Origin of the sequence: Enteractinococcus fodinae (assembly GCF_031458395.1) — a bacterium.
Classification (GTDB): Bacteria; Actinomycetota; Actinomycetes; order Actinomycetales; family Micrococcaceae; genus Yaniella; species Yaniella fodinae.
In genome coordinates, this window is record NZ_JAVDYJ010000001.1 from 466,442 (window position 1) to 485,322 (window position 18,881).

The 18,881-nt window shown below is 59.2% G+C and carries 17 protein-coding genes; 4 read left to right on the forward strand and 13 right to left on the reverse strand.

The window, feature by feature from the left end:
• Positions 1–3: 3 nt before the first annotated feature.
• Entirely contained in the window at positions 4–1,992 is a 1,989-nt protein-coding gene (locus tag J2S62_RS02150) for a VWA domain-containing protein (protein ID WP_310170804.1), read from the reverse strand.
• Between the two features lie 9 nt (positions 1,993–2,001).
• Positions 2,002–3,390: an ATP-binding protein gene (locus J2S62_RS02155; RefSeq protein ID WP_310170807.1), complete on the reverse strand. Its 1,389-nt coding sequence runs from the start codon at positions 3,388–3,390 to the stop codon at positions 2,002–2,004.
• A gap of 73 nt (positions 3,391–3,463) precedes the next feature.
• Here J2S62_RS02155 and J2S62_RS02160 point away from each other — a divergent pair, with 73 nt between their 5' ends.
• Complete coding sequence (locus J2S62_RS02160) at positions 3,464–4,117, forward strand: histidine phosphatase family protein (RefSeq protein ID WP_310170810.1); 654 nt, start codon at positions 3,464–3,466, stop codon at positions 4,115–4,117.
• An 8-nt stretch (positions 4,118–4,125) separates the two neighbouring features.
• The gene (locus J2S62_RS02165) at positions 4,126–4,863 is read left to right on the forward strand and encodes an SCO1664 family protein (RefSeq protein WP_310170813.1); all 738 of its coding nucleotides are present in this window, start codon (positions 4,126–4,128) and stop codon (positions 4,861–4,863) included.
• Positions 4,864–4,869: 6 nt separating this feature from the next.
• Here the strand turns inward: J2S62_RS02165 and J2S62_RS02170 are convergent, their stop codons facing one another.
• Positions 4,870–5,556 carry a DNA alkylation repair protein gene (locus J2S62_RS02170; RefSeq protein ID WP_310170815.1) on the reverse strand — a complete coding sequence of 229 codons (687 nt, stop codon included), beginning with the start codon at positions 5,554–5,556 and terminating at the stop codon, positions 4,870–4,872.
• A 97-nt stretch (positions 5,557–5,653) separates the two neighbouring features.
• Positions 5,654–6,376: a hypothetical protein gene (locus tag J2S62_RS02175; RefSeq protein WP_310170817.1), complete on the reverse strand. Its 723-nt coding sequence runs from the start codon at positions 6,374–6,376 to the stop codon at positions 5,654–5,656.
• A gap of 186 nt (positions 6,377–6,562) precedes the next feature.
• Here J2S62_RS02175 and J2S62_RS02180 point away from each other — a divergent pair, with 186 nt between their 5' ends.
• Positions 6,563–7,621 (forward strand): alpha/beta hydrolase, encoded by a 1,059-nt coding sequence (locus J2S62_RS02180; protein ID WP_310170820.1) that lies wholly within the window; start codon positions 6,563–6,565, stop codon positions 7,619–7,621.
• A gap of 40 nt (positions 7,622–7,661) precedes the next feature.
• On the opposite strand, the gene hpaD is transcribed toward J2S62_RS02180, so the two are convergent.
• From hpaD to J2S62_RS02205, 5 genes are all read right to left on the reverse strand, one after another.
• Positions 7,662–8,828 carry a 3,4-dihydroxyphenylacetate 2,3-dioxygenase gene (hpaD, locus tag J2S62_RS02185; RefSeq protein WP_310170823.1) on the reverse strand — a complete coding sequence of 389 codons (1,167 nt, stop codon included), beginning with the start codon at positions 8,826–8,828 and terminating at the stop codon, positions 7,662–7,664.
• A 31-nt stretch (positions 8,829–8,859) separates the two neighbouring features.
• The gene (gene hpaE / locus J2S62_RS02190; RefSeq protein ID WP_310170827.1) at positions 8,860–10,359 is read right to left on the reverse strand and encodes a 5-carboxymethyl-2-hydroxymuconate semialdehyde dehydrogenase; all 1,500 of its coding nucleotides are present in this window, start codon (positions 10,357–10,359) and stop codon (positions 8,860–8,862) included.
• 18 nt (positions 10,360–10,377) lie between these two features.
• A complete protein-coding gene (locus tag J2S62_RS02195) occupies positions 10,378–11,052 on the reverse strand; it encodes a GntR family transcriptional regulator (protein ID WP_310170830.1) in 675 nt (224 codons plus the stop codon).
• On the reverse strand, positions 11,053–12,531 hold the full coding sequence (locus J2S62_RS02200; protein WP_407649877.1) for a fumarylacetoacetate hydrolase family protein: 1,479 nt from the start codon (positions 12,529–12,531) through the stop codon (positions 11,053–11,055). It lies immediately after the preceding gene.
• 329 nt (positions 12,532–12,860) lie between these two features.
• Positions 12,861–13,646, reverse strand: a complete 786-nt coding sequence (locus tag J2S62_RS02205) for a glucose 1-dehydrogenase (protein ID WP_310170837.1) — start codon at positions 13,644–13,646, stop codon at positions 12,861–12,863.
• 188 nt (positions 13,647–13,834) lie between these two features.
• On the opposite strand from J2S62_RS02205, the gene J2S62_RS02210 reads away from it, so the two are divergent.
• Complete coding sequence (locus J2S62_RS02210) at positions 13,835–15,478, forward strand: acyl-CoA dehydrogenase family protein (RefSeq protein ID WP_310170840.1); 1,644 nt, start codon at positions 13,835–13,837, stop codon at positions 15,476–15,478.
• Here the strand turns inward: J2S62_RS02210 and J2S62_RS02215 are convergent.
• The 4 genes from J2S62_RS02215 to J2S62_RS02230 form a co-directional block, all read right to left on the reverse strand.
• Positions 15,475–15,780, reverse strand: coding sequence for a hypothetical protein (locus tag J2S62_RS02215; RefSeq protein WP_310170842.1), 306 nt, complete (start codon positions 15,778–15,780; stop codon positions 15,475–15,477). The two genes, J2S62_RS02210 and J2S62_RS02215, sit on opposite strands and share 4 nt — an antisense overlap.
• A 61-nt stretch (positions 15,781–15,841) precedes the next feature.
• Positions 15,842–17,125, reverse strand: coding sequence for a M4 family metallopeptidase (locus J2S62_RS02220; protein WP_310170845.1), 1,284 nt, complete (start codon positions 17,123–17,125; stop codon positions 15,842–15,844).
• A gap of 52 nt (positions 17,126–17,177) precedes the next feature.
• Positions 17,178–17,480, reverse strand: coding sequence for a protealysin inhibitor emfourin (locus J2S62_RS02225; protein ID WP_310170847.1), 303 nt, complete (start codon positions 17,478–17,480; stop codon positions 17,178–17,180).
• A 93-nt stretch (positions 17,481–17,573) separates the two neighbouring features.
• Positions 17,574–18,857: an ATP-binding protein gene (locus J2S62_RS02230; RefSeq protein WP_310170850.1), complete on the reverse strand. Its 1,284-nt coding sequence runs from the start codon at positions 18,855–18,857 to the stop codon at positions 17,574–17,576.
• Between the last annotated feature and the right edge of the window lie 24 nt (positions 18,858–18,881).

Consider the following 18,881-nt stretch of genomic DNA (forward strand, 5'->3'; position numbering starts at 1 on the left):
CGGTCAGAACGCGAAGGGCAGGTTCGGCCGCCGCGAGTGCAGGAATTCGTTGACCACCGCGGCACCAAGGTCTCGTACATCGGGGGCTACGACTTTGCCTTCGACGCGCTTTGCCATCGCTTCTAAGAAGCGTTTCAGGCCGGGGTCATTACCCAACCGGAAGAACGTGATGTCGGAGTTCATTCGGCTGACTCGGTCAAGCTCTGCGACCGTGGCGTGCAAGGTATCGGGCATGGGCGGGTAGGAGAACCAGGATTGTCCGTTGGGCAACAGGTGCGCGGTCGGTTCACCATCGGTGACGATGAGCAGCACGGGCCGCATTGACGGATGTTTGCGGAAGAACCGGGTCGCCAGCAGTAGCCCGTGGTGGAGGTTGGTGCCTTGCTCGTAGAGGGGTGCCATGGCAGTCAGCTCTTCGACTTGCACCTGGTTGGCGTAGCGACCGAAGTTGATCAGTTGTAGTTCATCACCCCGGAACCGGGTGGAGATGAGCTGATGGAGCGCCAACGCGGTGCGTTTCATGGGCACCCACCGGTTTTCGGCGGCCATCGAAAACGAGGTATCGACCAATAAGACGACTGCCGCTTGGGTTCGGGCTTCGGTCTCTTGAATCTCGACGTCCTCGACCTCTAGTCGCAGCCTCTCGCCAGGATCGTTACCTTCACTCACGGTGCGGGTGATCGCATTGGTGATTGTGCGGGTCACGTTCCAAGGCTCAACGTCACCGAATTGCCAGGTCCGGGTAGCGCCCGTGAGCTCACCGGCAGCACCGGCAAGGCGGGTGTCGCGCTGACCTTGCCTATCGGTGAGCCGATCTGCTGCGTCCTTCAGCAGTGATTTGCCCAACCGTCGAATAGCTTGCGGGGACAGTCGCAGGTCACCGGTTGAGCCGCGTCGCAACAGGTTCGAATCGTAGAGCGCTTTCTCTAACTCCGCCAGGGTCCGGGCCGATACGGCGGCGTCGTCTCCGAGCTGGCGTGCTAGTTTTTCAATGTCGACGTCGGACAGGCTAGAACCCTCATATGATTGGGAAAGTTGTTCGGCGAGCGCATCCAGATCGGCCAAATCCTGCAGCACACCGGTGCCATCGCCCAACCCTAAGCCTTGTTCGCCCTCGAAGGTTTCAGAGCCGGTCCAGTCTTCCCCGGGACGCAGCGCTTGTAAGTTCGCGTCAAGGCGGCTCAGTTGGTCCATTAGTTCTGGGGAACCGAACGCTTGGGCTGATAACTGCATGAGCTCTTCGCGCTGTTCGGGGGTCATCGATGCCAGCATGCGCTGCGCCGCGGCCGATCGTTTGGCCAGCGTATCGATCAGTTCGTCGATATTCTGCGGATTTTCCGGGAACTGGTCACCGTGTTTGGCCATGAAGTCTTCGAAATCTTGCTGGGTGTCTTCCCCCCGAGCATGCTTATCCAGCAGTTCGTTGAGATCGTTGAGCATTTCAGCGATGGCTTCACGGTCCGCATCGGTGGCGTTTTCTAGCGCGTCTTTCATTCCCGCGAAGCGCTGATCGAGCATCTCACGGCCCAGCAGATCTTTGATCTCTTCGTAGTTTTGGCGAGCCGTGGTGGACTGCCAGTCGTAATCGGAGAGCTCGGTGACGGCGGCCGCGGTGGACTCGGGCAGATTCATCAGCTGCATTTCCCGGAAGTCACGATCCATGTCGTCCATGGTGATATCGCGGGCCAGTTGCTTGCGTTCTTCTAAGACGGCCTCATCGAGGAGTTCTTTGACCTGTTGCAGCGTGCCATCCAACCGGTGGCGGCTCAACAGGTCGCGACGACGCTGATGAACGCGGCCGGCCAGCTCATCGAGCCCGGGCATATCTCGGCTGCCGCGCTGGAGGTACTCACGGATCGCCTGTTCGGGGGAGTACCCGGCCATGACTTCGTCGGCGATCTCTTCGAGCGCGTCGCTGAGATCTATGGGCGGTGCCAGTGGGTCAGGCCCGCCGGTATACCGACCATAGCGTGCAGACTTGCCGTGGCGCATGACGCCTCCTTAGCCGTAAACGGATTGCCCGTCGACGGTTTCTTTCGATAATTCTTGGGCCAGATAAAGCCCTTCGAGTGCCAGCTCGATGGCACCTGCTCGGTGTCCGGGACGGTTACCGGCATCGAGCCGGTCCGCGATTTCGTCGTAGACACCGGACTCGGTCTCTTCCGGTAGCTCATCTAGAAATGCGGCGGCGGTGACGCGTTCCCCGGTTGTGACGGTGTGGGCGCCGTCGAAGGTGTCGACCAGCGGGGCGAAGTCGATGCCGGCGAAATGTGCCCGAGCGGTCTGGGCAATAGCGGTCAGTAGCAGGTGATCCAAGATCGCTTCTTCGCGGCCTTCTTCCCCGGACTCGAACTCGATCTTGCCCCCCAGCACTTCGACAGCGGTGTGGATGTCGATCAGCCGGGCCACCGCTTCTTCGCTGCAGATGGTGGCACGATGCCGCGCGGCTGCCGCAATGGTTTCTGCCCCAGCAATTGCGAAGCGCGCCGAAACCCCGGACGCCTGGTTGATCGCGGGGGAGCGACGCAGCGCTCGAGTGAATCGGGCCAGGATTTCTAATAGCACATCGGGCACTTCGGCGGTGAGCTGGGCTTCCTGCCGGATGACCGCGATCTCGTCGGCGATTTCTTCGGGATAGTGGGTGCGAATTTCCGCGCCGAAGCGGTCCTTGAGTGGGGTGATGATGCGCCCGCGGTTGGTGTAATCCTCCGGGTTGGCGCTGGCCACCAGCAGGATGTCCAAGGGTAGCCGCAATACATAGCCACGGATCTGAATATCGCGTTCTTCCATCACGTTCAGCAGGGAGACCTGAATACGTTCGGCCAGATCCGGCAGCTCATTGAGTGCCACGATGCCGCGGTGGGCTCGCGGAACCAGTCCGTAGTGGATGGTCTCGGGGTCACCCAGGCGACGTCCTTCGGCAACCCGCATCGGGTCCACGTCACCGATCAGGTCGGCCACCGAGGTATCAGGTGTCGACAATTTCTCCACGTAGCGTTCGTCGCGGTGTAACCAGGCCACGGGCAGTTGATCGCCGTCTTCCTCGGCCCGGCGGATCGATTCCGGGGTGATCGGTTCATAGGGGTGCTCATGCAGCTCCGAGTCAGCGATGACAGGTGTCCACTCATCGAGCAGACTGGCCAGGGTGCGCAACAGACGCGTTTTGCCCTGCCCACGTTCGCCCAATAACACCATGTCGTGCCCGGCGATCAGAGCGCGTTCGAGTTGGGGGAGGACAGTGCGTTCAAAACCGTGGAGTCCCGGCCAGGGGTTCTGCCCGGCGGCCAGCGCGGCCAACAGGTTGTCGCGGAGCTCTTCGCGCACGGACTTTTGTACGTGCCCGGAAGCCCGAAGTTCGGCCAGTGTCTGAATCTCAGGGGAAGTAGTCACACTGCTTACGCTAGCCCGGACGGCACCACCTGTCGAGGGGTTTGTAATAGCACGGTTGGGTATGCTAGGCGTCATGGCAGTCAATGAGCAACCGCAGACCACTCTGATCCTGCTGGTGCGACATGGTCAAACCCCCACCACGGGCCAGGTTTTGCCGGGCCGGGCGCCCGGTCTGCAGCTGAGCGAACACGGCCGGACACAGGCAGCCAAAGTGGCAGAACGTCTGGCGGTTTTACCGGTGACAGCGGTGTACGCTTCCCCGATGGAACGCACAGTTGAAACGGCCACACCGACTGCCGACCACTTCGGCCTACCCATCGTTGAAGAATCCGGGCTCATAGAGGGCGACTTTGGGGACTGGACCGGAGCACAGCTGGCGGACTTAATGAAACTGCCTGCCTGGCGAAAGGTTCAACGCCGCCCAGATAAGTTCCGATTTCCGCACGGGGAAAGTTTCGCTGAGATCCAACGCCGCATGGCGACGACGCTGAGCCGGTTGCGCAACCAGCATCCCGGTGGAACAGTGGTCTGTTTTTCTCATGCGGACCCGATTAGAATTGCCGTCTCAGATGCCCTGGGTGCGCCATTGCGACGGTTCCAACGTGTGAGCATCGGGCCCTGCTCGGTCTCCGCACTGGCTTATTCCGTTGCCAAACCTGAGGACGATCCCCGGGTGCTTATGGTGAACTCCACGCTGGAATCCCTCGCCGACCTGCGAGCGACATAGGAGCGACCATGACCCATCAGCCGGATGTGCCAGTGCCTCGCCACGACGAGCCGTGTGTTGAGGAAGTGCTCCGCTGCGGTCAGATCCAGGTGCTGGGGCGAATCGCGAACAGTAGTAACGCCACCTTTCTCGTGGAGATCACTCACGGCGACGTCCAACATATGGCGGTGTACAAACCCGAAGAAGGGGAGCGACCGCTATGGGACTTCGACCCAGGGTTATACCGTCGAGAAGTCGCGGCCTATCTGGTCAGTGAAACGTTAAGGTGGCACATTGTCCCGACCACCATCATCCGCGAGGATGGCCCGCTGGGGATCGGGTCAGTCCAGGTGTTTATCGATCATGACCCCGCAGAGCATTTCTTCACGCTCTTTGGCCAACGCCCTGAAACCCATCCGCAATTGCGTCGCCTAGCCTTGTTTGACCTGGTCGTGAACAACGCAGACCGCAAATCCGGGCACGTCCTATACGACCCCGACCAACGCCTGTGGGGCATCGACCACGGCCTGTGCTTTGCTGCCCCGCTGAAACTGCGCACCGTGATCTGGGATTTTGCTGGCGAAACGATCGATGACGAACTGCTAGAGGAACTAGCACCGTTAGCCGAAGACGTGCCCGCCGACGTCGCGGCTCAGCTCACACACCAGGAAGTCACCGCGCTGCAAGACCGGGTGGCCCAGTTGCTCATCTCTCGACGATATCCCGACGATCTCACCGGCAGACGTTTCCCGTGGCCCCTGGTCTAACCGGCCTTAGACCTTCTGCCGCGAGACCATCTCTTCGATCCACGCCGGTGCATACGGGGACGTGCAGTTCGGGGGAGTCGGATAATCCTTGAGCACGCCTAAGCGCTCGCCGATCTCGATGGCCCGTTTCCGGTGCTTGGCCGAATGGATACCGATCGTGGCCAGGCATTCATTCATGGCCCATTGAAGGCGTTCTGGTGCCTGCTGCAGCTGCTCCTCAATTTCCTCCAGCAGCTCTTTCAAGTTGAGATTGTCGACCCCTTGGGCCACCGCGTGACTGGTCAACGCCCATCCGGCAGCTGCGACATCCTCATCAACATCGTTCATCCACAAGATGCGCCGGTCTTCGGACTCGGGGTTCTTTTTCAAAATGTAGTTGATCAGCCAGTCCTGAACCTTTGGTACGCGGGTATCGCGCAACATGACATCGAGCTGCTCGGCCGTATACTTCTTAGGGCTGCTGATCAAAATTGCGACGAGTCTTGCCTGAGGATCCCCGGTGTCCCAGAGTTCTGCAGCGAAGTCATGTTGAGTTTTCAGTCGCTTGGCGATCGCACGAAGCTTGGACAGATTCACCCCGATATCATTTCCGTGACGCTGGTTGACCTCCCGGATTTTAGGGTCTTCGAGGGCATCGAGCTCGGCGAGGACATCTTCGACCGTCAGGTGTTCTGCTGGGGTACGGCTTGCCATTATTCCTCCTGGGGAAGTCTCGTAAAGAAGCCTAACGCTTACCAGCCGAGCCTCACGGATATTAATTATGGCGGGTTTAGCGGAGCAGACCGCAGTCTTAGTCCCCGTGCGCGGCGACCACACGGGAACTTGGTGTGTATGGGCGATACTGCTGAACGAAGAATCCCCGCCACCGATCGATGCGGTGTGGTCGGACGAGTTGGTAGGCAAACCCTTCGGGGTCGTGATCCTCGGCTCTGCGAAGGATCACTTCGTATGGCTTCTTGGAGGCGGGGCGGAACGGTTCGTTTGGGTCGTAGACCAGAAATTCGGGCCGGCCTGCATCGTTGGTACGGTAGCCATAGCCCACCACTTGATGGTTGACGCCCTGCGCGGTCAAGCCTCTTCTAGTGGCCTGGATCAGGCCCAAGATGACTGGCTCTCCGCGATCCAGAGACTCCAGGGCTTTGCGTTCCTCAGCGAGACTTTGCTGCAGAATCCGCTCGGCGGTCAGGCCGCTCCAATGGAGAAAACGCACACCGTTGTGTATCCCGTGTCGGCTGGTCAACATGCTGTGCAGTTGTCGTTTGAAAATGTAGTCACCCACTGGATCTCCGTCCGGCGGTACATCTGCCGACGAGAAATCGTCGGGTTCTACAAAAGGCACGGGTATACCGAGGTGGAAAAAGTCCAAGGAAGCAAACGCCATTCCTCCGCATCTGCCGGAAGTTTTGATCTCATATGTGCGCCCAATCAGCGGCGGAATGCGACCCGTCCAGACCTGATTGACAAAGGAATTGGGGAACCGAAAGGCATAGCGTTCTGGAACATAAGTTGTCACTGCCCTGTCCTCCTGCTGTCAATTGACTACAGCGTAGCGCACTCCGACAGACCGGCTGTGGGGCTTGACAGTCAGACACCATACGGGGTGGGATGAGACGGTGACCGCCATCACTTCTGAGCGGGATCTTACGTCCTCGACGCGGGACGGCAGATGCGGCACCACCGACAAGTTAAAGGAGCCCCCATGGACACGACGACAGGCGTTCCGCCCGAGCTGCACGCGCACCTGCCTCAGGGGGTGTCCGTACATGAGCATGCCACCGATCGGCACACCTCGGCCTATCTGGCTGCCGGGGACCCTGATGACCCCGTAGTGCTCCTATGCCACGGGTGGCCTGAGCTAGGTCGCAGCTGGGTCCGTGTCATGGAACCTCTGGCGGCGGCCGGATTTCGTGTCGTTGCACCCGATATGCGCGGCTATGGAGCGTCACGGGTGCACTCCTCGCCGGATGATTACGCCATTGCCGAGGCGGTGTTGGACATGTGCGAACTGCTTGACCACCTCGGCGTCGATGCGGAGTCACCGGCTTTTGCGGTCGGGCACGACTACGGCGCACCGGTGGTGTGGAACCTCGCGACGCATCATCCCGAGCTGCTCGCCGGGGTCGCCGGGGTTTGCGTGCCGCATCTACCGCCGGGTACTACGCTGGTCGACCATATCGACCGCGATCTCTACCCGGCCGAGCAGTACCCATTGGGTCAATGGGACTATCTCGTGGCGCATGTGAGGATGCCCGAAGTCCTCGCCGCGGAGTTCGACGGCGACGTACGGGGGATGATCGCGAGCATCATGCGCGCAGGCAACCCGCGGGCGATGGAGCGGCCGGTGCCGAACGCTACGGTGCAAGAGCGCGGGGGATGGTTCCCCAATGGGCACCCGTACCACGAGCCGGACCCGCGAGTGCTTGACGACATCGAATTCGAGGCACTCGTCGCGTCCCTGTCGCATACCGGGTTCACCGCCGCAAACTCTTGGTATCAGAACAACAGAGCTAATGCGGCGTACGCCGAAAATGCTGTAACCGGCGGACGGATCACCGTACCCGCTCTCTTTGTGCACGCCCGCTATGACGCAACGTGTGCCACGCTAACCACCACGGCGGCAGACCCGATGCGCTCGGCGTGTGAAGAGCTACACGAAGAGATCGTCGAAGCCGGTCACTGGGTGGCCCAGGAGCAACCAGCGGCCCTCACTGAGGCGCTCCTTCGGTGGCTGCGGCCGCTCCGTCCAGTGTCAGCCTGAAGGTTGTCGCTGGCCATGGCGCACAGAGTGAGTTAGCGCCTTAGAGTTGGTTGCCGAGCTTGAATTCACCCTTCTTCCAGTCGGGCATGTCTTTGTCGTCGTCGGCTCGAGTGTAGGAGAAACCATCTGCACCGATGGTGACCTCCATTTCGCTTTCGTCGGTCCGTTCCACGACTTCCTGTGGCTTGCCATCGAGGTCCAGCACCAAGGAAGCTTCGGTATACCAGGATGGCACAACCGGGTTGCCCCACCAGTCGCGACGTTGATTATCGTGCACGTCCCAGGAAACCACGGGGTTATCGGGGTCACCGGTCCAGTAATCCTGCGTGTAAATCTCGACGCGGTGACCGTCTGGGTCGCGCAGGTACAGATAGAAGGCGTTGGAGACACCGTGGCGACCGGGGCCGCGCTCGATGGCATCCGAGCGACGCAGGGCACCTAGCTTGTCACAGATGGCCAGGATGTTGTGCTTTTCGTGGGTGGCAAACGCGACGTGGTGCATCCGGGGTCCATTGCCACCGGTCATCGCGGTGTCGTGGACTGTCGGTTTCCGGCGCATCCACGCGGCATACACGGTGCCGTCGCTGTCGGAAATTTCTTCGGTGATGCGGAAACCCAAGTCCTGCATGTAGCGGGCCGCGCGTGGCACATCCGGGGTGACCTGGTTAAAGTGATCCAACCGGACCAGTTCGCCAGGGATGTGCAGGTCATAGCGCCAAGCTAAGCGTTCTACATGGTCAACATCGTAGAAAAATTCGTATGGGAAGCCCAGCGGGTCTTCGACGCGAACCGAGTCGCCGATACCCCGGACGAAACCGTCCTTACGGCGTTCCACCCGGCAGCCCAGTTCTTTATAGAACGCCTCGGCTTTATCCACATCTTCGGGGGAACGCACCCGATAGGAGAATGCCCCGACGGCTGCGATATCACCTTGTTTCAGCACCAGGTTGTGATGAATGAACTCTTCGGCCGAGCGCAGGTAGATCTCCTGGTCATCCTCGTGGGTAACGTGGAGACCTAAAACGTCAACATAGAACTCTCGGGATGCCGCCAGGTCGGTGACCTGGATTTCCATGTAGGCTACGCGCAGCACATCTGGGGCTTCAGCTTCCGGTGTCGGGATCGGGTTGTCCGTGTTGACGGGCGCGTCCTGGGAGACGTGAAATCCCGAACTGGTGAGGGTGCGCTTATTTTTATCGATGGTCATAATTGATCCTTCAGTATGGTTCCGACCACATTTACTGTTTGCCGAAAACTGGGTTGTGCACTTCGCCCAGGTTGATGTGAACGGCCTGCTGCTCGGTGTAGAAGTCGATCGAGCGGTAGCCACCCTCTTGACCGAGTCCGGAAGCCTTCACGCCACCGAATGGGGTGCGAAGATCGCGAACGTTGTTGGAGTTCAGCCACACCATGCCGGCTTCCACCTTCTGGGCGAAGTTGTGGGAACGCTGCAGGTCGTTGGTCCAAATGTAGGCAGCCAGACCGTACGTGGTGTTGTTGGCCAACTCGAGGGCTTCTTCATCGGTGTCGAACGGGGTGATTGCCACGACCGGCCCGAAGATTTCTTCTTGGAAGATGCGGGTATCTGGTGCCACGTCAGCAAAGACAGTGGGCTGCAGGAAATTTCCGTCCGGGAATTGCTCTGGACGGTCCCCACCGGCGACCAGACGGGCTTCGTCTTTCCCGATTTGGACATAGGACCAGACCTTGTCGAAGTGTTCTGGGTGGACCAGGGCCCCGACTTCGGTCTTTGGATCGTCTGGCATCCCGACTTTGACGTTGGCGGCCTGAGCTGCGTAGCGTTCGACGAATTCATCGTAAATGCTGCGCTGAACCAGGATGCGCGAACCGGCGGTGCAGCGTTCACCGTTAAGCGAGAACACTCCGAAAATGGTCGCATCGATGGCTTTTTCCAAATCGGCGTCTTCGAAGACCACGGCGGGAGATTTGCCGCCCAGTTCCATGGACAGACCCTTCAGGTAAGGAGCGGCGTTGGCCATGATGATCTGGCCGGTGCGGGATTCACCGGTGAACGAGATCAGCGGAACATCTGGGTGTTTGACCAGCGAATCGCCGGCATAACCTTCTTCGCCGTAACCGTGGACCATGTTGAACACACCGGCAGGCAGGCCGGCTTCTTCGAAGATGCCGGGCCATAGGCTGGCCGACAGTGGCGTGAACTCAGCTGGCTTCAACACCACGGTGTTTCCGGTGGCCAAGGCTGGGCCAAGTTTCCACGACTCCAGCATAAAAGGGGTGTTCCAGGGAGTGATTAGCCCGGCAACACCAATGGGTTTGCGGTTAACGTAGTTAATCTGACGCCCCGGAACCTTGAAAGCGTGGTCTTCCTGAGCCACGATCAGGTCGGCGAAGAACCGGAAGTTTTCGGCCGCACGGCGTGCCTGGCCCAGGGTCTGGGAAATCGGTAGACCCGAATCCCAGGTTTCCATTTCAGCCAGTTCCTGCTGACGGGTTTCGACCACATCGGCGATGTTGTGCAGGATGCGGGAGCGTTCGCGTGGCAGCATGTGTGGCCATGGGCCGTTGTCGAAGGCATCTTTGGCGGCCGCTACGGCAGCGTCAATGTCGGCGACTTTCCCCGACGATGCCTGGATGTAGGTCTCGTTGGTGACCGGGTTGATCACGTCAAAGGTATCCTCATCGACGGAGTCGACGAATTCACCGTTGATGTAGTGACGGATTTGATCTGGCATATTGTCTGGTTTGCCGTTACTCATGTCGTCCTTTCAATATTCTTAGAAATCTTGTGCAGTGGCCTGTGCGTGGTGATCCAGGTAGGCATTCAAGGCATTGAGCCGGTGGTTTCGAGCCGCTGATTCAATGACGGAAAACGCTGCCCCGCCGGCAATCAAATCCAGCAGTTCATCGTGTTCGGCGACCGAGTTCGGAGCCCGGGACGGGATGATCGAAAACGTTGATGACCGAAGAGCCGCCAGTCGGTTCCATCCGCGATTCACCAGGTCCAAAATGTGCGGATTTGGGTGATGTTCAAATAGGGCTAAATGAAATCTCTCGTTCAGTGCGGTGAACGTCTCGGGCACGAAACCCTCGCCTAACATATCTCGCATCTGATCATTGATCCCGCGGGCCCTGGTGAGCGTCTGGGCTGTAACCAACGGTGCACACAGCGCCGTGGAATACCCTTCCACCAGGGCCAGGGTTTCCATCGTGTACTGGTATTCCACGGGGTCGATACCGGTGACGGTGGCGCCCACATTGCGTTCAAATTGGACTAAGTCATCGGTCTGGAGCCGCCGAATGGCCTCCCGTACGGGAACCACCGACATGCCCAACTCTTGTGCAATGGTCGAGAGCACGAGCCGGTCACCGGCCTTGTAGCGACCCGAGGTAATCCCATCCAGGACGTGCTGGTGCGCCTGATCAGCTTTGGAAAGACCATTGACAGACATTTAGTCGCCTTGCTCGGCGCGGTAAGCCTCGTATTTGGCTTTCCACTGACCCGTTGGTGGAAAGAGGCCATCTACGGCAGCGCCGTTTTTGACTTGTTCAAAGACCCATGCGTCCTGTTTTTCTTGTTCGAAGGATTCTTCGATCACTTCAACCAGCAGCTCCGGTGGTACAACGACCACTCCGTCATCGTCACCAATGATGATGTCGTTAGGTTGCACCGTGGTGCCACCGCAGGCGATGGTGCCATCCATTTCCCAGGGGACGTGGCGACGGCCCAGCACAGCCGGGTGGAAGCCATTGGAATACACTGGGATGCCCACTTCGGCAACGGCCGCAGCGTCGCGGACCCCACCGTCGGTGATCACGGCCTTTGCGCCGCGAACCTTGGCCCGCATGGCCAATACGTCACCGAGAGTTCCGGTGCCTTTTTCGCCGCGTGCTTCCATGACAACAATGTCATCGGGTTGCACCGAGTCCATGGCCTGCTTCTGTTTATTAAACCCGCCCCCGTGCTTTTTGAATAGGTCTTCACGGTTTGGCACATATCGTAGGGTCTTCGCGAAACCGAGAATCTGCTGGCCTGGATGCATTGGTCGAGGACCGTCGATCGTGCAGTTATTGATACCGCGTTTGCGCATGTTCGCCACGATGGTCGCCACCGCGGTCTGGGAGATTTTCTTGCGCAATTCATCGGTCAAGATCGCGCGCGGATCCGTCAGCCCTGCTTTTTCTTTCGAACCCCAGGCTTCCTCGCGCTGCACATCATCAACCTTTGGTCCGTGCCCATAATCGGCCATCGCAAATGAGGACTCTTGGACATGGGATACCAGACGCCCGGTCGTGGGCGCACCGTCAGCCTGCGGCGCGTCGACTTCCACCTCGACGACGTCGCCGGGCTGTGCCACCGATGAACCCGCAGGCGTGCCGGTCAAAATGACGTCGCCTTCCTCCAGTGTCATCAACTGGGACAGATCAGCGATCAGCTGTCCGAAGGGGAAGACCAGGTCCGCGGTGGTGTCGTCTTGGACGATCGCGCCATTAACCCAGGTACGAATACGCAGCTGGGTGGGGTCGATGCCCTCGGTACTGATGATCGCAGGGCCCAATGGCGTGTAGTTGTCACCGGATTTATTTTTGACGTTGGAGCCCTTATCCGCATGCCGCAGATCGTAGAGCCCCCAGTCGTTGGCGGCGGTAACCCCTGAAACGTAGGACCAGCCATCCTCGGGGGACACGCGACGAGCGTCTTTGCCGATGACCAGCGCGATTTCGCCTTCATACGCTAATAGTTCAGTGCCGGCTGGGCGCTCAATTGTCGCACCGGTTGGGGCGATAGATGACGTGGCTTTAAGAAAATAGCCGGGGAACTTGGGGCTGCGTCCGCGCTCTTTGATGCGGGACGGGAAGTTGAGATGCAGGGCAACGATTTTGCCCGGTCGGTTCTGCTTGACCGAAAAATCGTACGCACTCACGTTCATCGAGACCGTACCTCCAAGGGTTGGGGAAGATCCAAAACTCTCTCAATTCAAATCGTATACGATATCGATGAATTCGGGAAGATCAAATATGAAAATCCAATTGCTGGCGACGCCACGTGCATGCGGGAGTCCCTGTTGCTTGAGTGATCAGATGACGACCCTGAGCTTCGTGAACGCTGAAACCACCTATTCGGCGGGGTCCCTAGGGGGAAGATCGTTGAGCAATACGTCTTTGTAGCCGTTAAAGACAAAGCCGCCCTCGGGTGCGCTGGGCACCCGAGGGCGGCTGAAGGTCAATGTGGCTTGATATCACCACAAGGATGGAGCGGTTAGTACATAGCGTGCTGGCCGCCATCAACCGGGATGACGGTACCGTTGATGAACCCAGCATCTTCAGACAGCAGGAAGCTTACGAGCCCGGCAACTTCTTCGGGCTTGCCGAAGCGTTTCATCGGGTTCGCGGACACGAACTGCTTGCCGGCTTCTTCCGGGTTGTCCGGATCGAGCTGCTTCAGGGAGTTCTCGACCATTGCGGTCATAATGGCGCCGGGTGCGATCGCGTTGATGCGCACGCCCAGTTCGCCGTATTCACGGGCCGAGTTGCGGGTCAAACCGACTACCCCGTGTTTCGACGCAGCATAGCCGGACTGGTTCCCCACGCCGCGGATCCCGCCGACGGAGGCGGTGTTCACTACGGCTCCGTGGCCCTGTTTGTGCATCTGCTTGAGGACATATTGCATGCCGAGGAATACACCGTTGAGGTTCACGGCGATGACTTTAGAGAACTCGTCGAGGCCGAAGTCTTCGGTCAGGTTTTGTTTGCCTTCGATCCCGGCGTTATTGAAGAAGCCATCGATCTTGCCGAAGGCGGATATCGTCGCGTCGACGTACTTCTTGACGTCGTCTTCCTTCGTGACATCAGCCGTGACAAGCTCGGCCTTGATCTCACTGTTCGCCTGCTCGACCAGCTCCTTGGTCTCTTCTAGCCCCTCGGGGTTCATGTCCACGAGCACGAGGTTCGCGCCGTCAGACGCCAAGCGTTCGGCCACTGCTTGTCCAAGACCGGAACCGGCACCGGTAATAATGATGGCTTGATCTGCGAAACGTTGAGTCATGCGTATCTCACTCCTGTCTTTGATGTCGCGCGCATATCGAAGCGCGCTTTCTGCCTCATCACCCACAACCGAAGATAGTTCAAATTTGTTCCATTATTTGGCCTGCGGCTTGACACAGTGGGCTGTGTCACGTTGGGATTGTCAGGGAACGTGGGTCCGCCACGCCACTCCACCAAGGAGCGCATCATATGTTTCCTGAAACCACGCACGCGGTGCAAAACCAGGCCGAACCGCGCGTCAATATCAATGAGTTCCGCACCAATACCCCATTAGTGGAGGCCGTTGCCGCATACGTTCCGGACGCCGCGACAACGACACTCGATGAGATCGGGGCTCATGTGGGCGCCGAAACCTTCCAGGGTGCGGCCGAGACGGTCAATATTCACACCCCGGTATTACACACCCATGATCGCTGGGGCCGTCGGATCGACGACGTCGAATTTCATCCGGCCTATCACGACATCATGCGTGAGTCACTGAGTTATGGCACCCATAGTTTCGGCTGGACGCACGCCGGTGGCAGCGCCGAACGTGCTGCACGGTTTTCGCTATTTGCCCAGATCGAACCCGGGCATGCGTGTCCGGTGTCGATGACCCACGCAGCCGTTCCTGCTTTGATGGGCACCGAACTCGAAGACTTCTGGGTGCCGAAACTGACCAGTACGGTATATGATCCCCGGCTCATTGATCCGGCCGAGAAACAAGCCGCGACCTTTGGTATGGCCATGACGGAGAAACAGGGCGGCTCTGATGTGCGGGCCAATACAACGGTCGCCACCCCGGATGGGGATCATTACCTGCTCACCGGGCATAAGTGGTTTTGTTCGGCACCGCAATCCGATGCGTTTCTTGTTCTGGCGCACCTACCTGAGGGACTGAGCTGCTTCCTGGTTCCCCGGGTGCTCCCCGGTGGTGACCGGAACCCCTTTTTCATTCAACGACTGAAGAATAAGCTCGGGAACAAGTCCAATGCTTCGTCGGAAATCGAACTGCACGGCACCCACGGTTGGCTCGTCGGTGAGCCCGGCGGCGGAGTCCGAGCCATCATTGAGATGGTGGCCCGCACTCGCTTGGACTGTGTCATTGGCTCAACGGCTGGGATGCGTCAGGCCGTCGCCGAAGCTTCTTGGCATGCCAGCGGGCGAGCAGCGTTCGGTAATACCCTCATCGACCAGCCGCTTATGCGTTCGGTGCTCGCCGATCTGCAATTAGAGGCAGAAGCGGCCACCTGGACGATGATGCACCTGGCCGCTGCGCACGACGATGACTCCGCCGATGGTCAAGCCTTCCGTCGGATTGCCACCGCCATTGCAAAATACTGGATCTGCAAGCGCGGACCAGCCCACGCCTACGAGGCACTTGAGTGTCTTGGTGGTAACGGATACACCGAAGACTTCCCGTTGGCCCGGCGTTACCGGGAACAACCGGTGCTGGCCATCTGGGAAGGTTCCGGCAATGTGATTGTGCTCGACGTCTTACGTGCGATGGGCCGCGAACCGCACAGCGTCACAGCTCTCACCACTTTTCTTGAAGGGGCACTGGGGGTGCACGCGAACTACGATGCTCGATACGAAGCCCTGAAACCCAGGGTGCAAGACACTATGAAAACCCTCGCATCCCACGATGCATCGGCAGTGGCCGCCCTGCAGCGAGCAGGACGGGTACTGGTGGAAGACCTAGCGGTCATGCTCCAAGCGGCGATACTGATTCACCACGCACCAACCGAGATCGCAGAGTCGTTCGCACGTGCCCGCTTGGGCGGGGATCGAGGGATGCAGTACGGTGCGCTGCCAGACGGCGTGGCGATCGATGCGTTGATCGAGCGCGCCTAATAGGGCTTGGGCAGGTTCGAGTCCTGTTCTCCAAGCTCTTGTGCCGGTAGACCTGGCACCTCAACTGAGGGGGTCGGCAGGCTCGTGGTGTCCCCACCTGCTGCGCCCAACTGGATGGGCGCCGTAGAACCGGGGGAGGGGGACGTAGGATCAAGCGTCGGTCTCGGCAAAGCGACGTCTTCGGAAGGTTCCGCGAGATGAGGAGAAGGTAACGGGATGGGTGCTTCGTCATGCTCGACGCGTGCACTGACACCGCGCTCGTCACTGACTTCAATGCGGATATTTATGGAGGGTATAGACATTCCTCGCTCCTACCTCAACGTTTCGAAAACTCGTGGCAGCCATAGCTGAACCTCGACAGGGTCACACTGCATAAGCCTCATGGATGAAGGACTTATCGGCATAGATGTGTACCTTGCGACTGGCCGCCAGGGCATGGGTGAACAGCATAAACATATTGGTGACCCCGTCTGCGCTGAGGGGTTGAATCCTGCGCCATCCAACATCTTGAATAAAAACCCACGCGTTCTGCGAATGTGCGGTGGTATAGGTCGATAACACATCTTTGTTGTAGTGCCACGCCAGCACGTTTTCGATTTCAAGCCCGACGTCACGCCACGCCTCAATGACGACGTCCCGTACGCTTTCGCCAAATAATGTGTTGGCATTGTCAGCGGTCAGGGTCGCGAATTCCATGAAGGATGCCGTGCTGCTGAGCCGAGAGTCGGTTAAGGTCTGGTACCAGATCTTTCCCGCGCGCTCCCACGAGTGCCCACCCAATGCCAGCGCTGCGAGGTAGAAGGCCTTATTCGGAATGCCCGAATTGATGTGGACGCCGCCATAATCGGCGGTTGTCTCGACGAATTTATCCATGTGATCCGGTTGTGGATCTTTCCCGAGTTTCGGGTCGTCATACGCGGTCCCGGGGGCTTTCATCGAACGTAAAGCGACACCATTGATCCCGCTGGTCAGTAACCCAGCTCCGATGAGCCAGTCGGCCTGCTCGGAAGTTTGCCCCAGCATCCGTTGTTTGACCATTGCCCCGATGCAGTCTGCGATCGACTCGTTAAGTGCTCCCGACTGGTTCCGGTATTCCAGCCCGGCCGTTGAGCCAATCACCCCGTGGGCGAGTTCGTGACCTTCGACGTCCGGGGCGATCGTAAAGCGATTGAAGATCACGCCGTCACCGCCGCCAAACACCATTTGGGTGCCGTCCCAAAAGGCGTTGTTATATTGTTCGCCGTAATGCACGGTGGCGTTGAGGTCCATGCCGTTATCGTCGATGGAATTTCGTCCAAACTCTTCCCAGAACAAATCGAAGGTCCCACCCAGCCCGTCGTAGGCTTCATCAACTGCCGCATCCCCGGTGGCGGGATCGCCCTCGCCACGTTGCAAGGTACCGGGGAGCTCGGTGCCGTTATTGGCGCTCGAAACTCGTCGATTTTTCGGCGGGGCAGCTGTACCTTCCTCAACATGTCTGTTTGCCGCAGCGTTGGCGACCTCCCGAGCGATGCGAACACTCGAGTCAACGAGCAAGGTGGCTGCCGCAGCCTGCTGTTCCTCGCGCGTACCGTTTTGGACAATCGATTCAAGAATAAAGGGCGGAACGAATGAGCATACGCGAGCTTCGTGAGGGTGGGTTCGCATCGGACTCTCCTTCAACGTAGGTGGGTGATCTCAGCTGAGAGCCTGGAGGAGCCTACGGGGTGCTCCGAAGAATGTTAATAAGACGAGAAATCTCACCTTGCGGCACGGGATCAGATACTTCTACGGAATGCACGTACGTGCCGTCTTTGACCGTGAGCCGATACGTGAAGTGATCGGCTGCCCCGGGTTTCGTCTGGCTCAACTGGGTGGGAAGGCTAAAGAATCGGACCTCGTGGATGAGTTGTTCGATTTCGTCGCCACGCTCAGGTTCGCATTCCTGGGTGTCAATCGTCTGGGCCTGATTCAAAGCTGGAGCGGCAAAGAATCCGCCGCTGACTTCAAGCGAAACTAGCATGTGCGCAGGCTCCTACCCTCGAGGCTTGTGGCATCAGGATACTCCCGGGCCACCGGAGGGTCAACGAACCGGCAGTGCCTCAAGAAAGCTGCGCTAAAGCCGAGCATAGGCTTCGATGTCTTCGTGGAAAGCATCGATGTCGAGCCGCGAAACCGTGGCGCGAGTCAGTGCTAATGCCGCGAGGTAACTGTCGGTCGTCAACTCCTGCTCCGGACGTGGGGAACCGTTGCCACTCAGCGCACGAGCGAGGGCATCTTGGGACGCTCGTCGTGCCGCATACTCCACATCAGCAGGCGTCATCCCCTCGCTGGCCTCGGCCAGGATGTGAAAATCAATCTGTCCTGCCACCGAGTCCGGCACATAGCGGCCCCAGATAGCGATGCGCGCCTCAGTGTCCGGCAGCCCAATCGGGATCACGTAATCGAAGCGGCCGTGCCGGAGAAACGCCGAGTCCAGAGCGCGGATGAAGTTGGTCGCACAGATCAGCAACAACCCGTCCCGATCGCGGAACTCGGCGACCTGCTTGAGCAATTCATTGGTCACTCCCTGGGTGGGAGAGGGCGGGTCACCGCGGCGCTGAGATGCGACCTCTTCGACCTCGTCAATGAATACGACAGCGTGCTCAAGTTCTGCAATCGCCTCGAAGGAGGTGCGGAAAGCATTGGGTAAACCGCCGGGTGCGCTCGCGAGCCGGGAGGGGAATAACTCAACAAAGGGCCAACCCAAGCGTGACGCCACGGCTTTAGCGAACGTGGTCTTGCCGGTGCCGGGCGGACCAAAAAGCATAACCGCACGGGGCGGCATGACCCCGAACTGATCGGCAAGATCTGGCTCACCTAACGGGGTGATGAGGCGCTCTTCGAGCATGGTCTTTTCTTGCTGCATCCCACTGACGCGATCCCACAGCCGACGCGGTAGGATCCTGCCCCCGAGTTCTCGAAGTTTATCCAGTTCCCGACGCTGTACCGGCATGCCGCGTTCCAGATAACGCAGCGGATTGTGCACCTCAAACCCGTTGTCTGTCAGGGCACCCGCCGCGTCATCCTCTAGGGAGGTCAGGATCGACAGCTTGGAGAGACCCAGCGGGGCGATGCGGCGTTCGAGTGCATCCAAGAGCCGCCCGCCAAGTTCAGAGCCGGCGTTCTCGGCTAAGCCGAAAAATACGATCCAGCCTTGGGCGTGGGCTGCGCGTCCCACGACTGCCCCGATGACTTCGTCGTGTTGGGTGGCCACGAGCGCGTAATCCGCCTGGCACGACGCGATGACTTCAGGCAGCGAATACACCGGGGGTGTACCCCGGTTATACGAGCGCTCCCAGAGGCGGACGATCGCATCAAGATCATCGTCGTGAAAATCCCGAACGTGGGCCCGATTCATGAAGGGCACTGTATCACCTAGGTC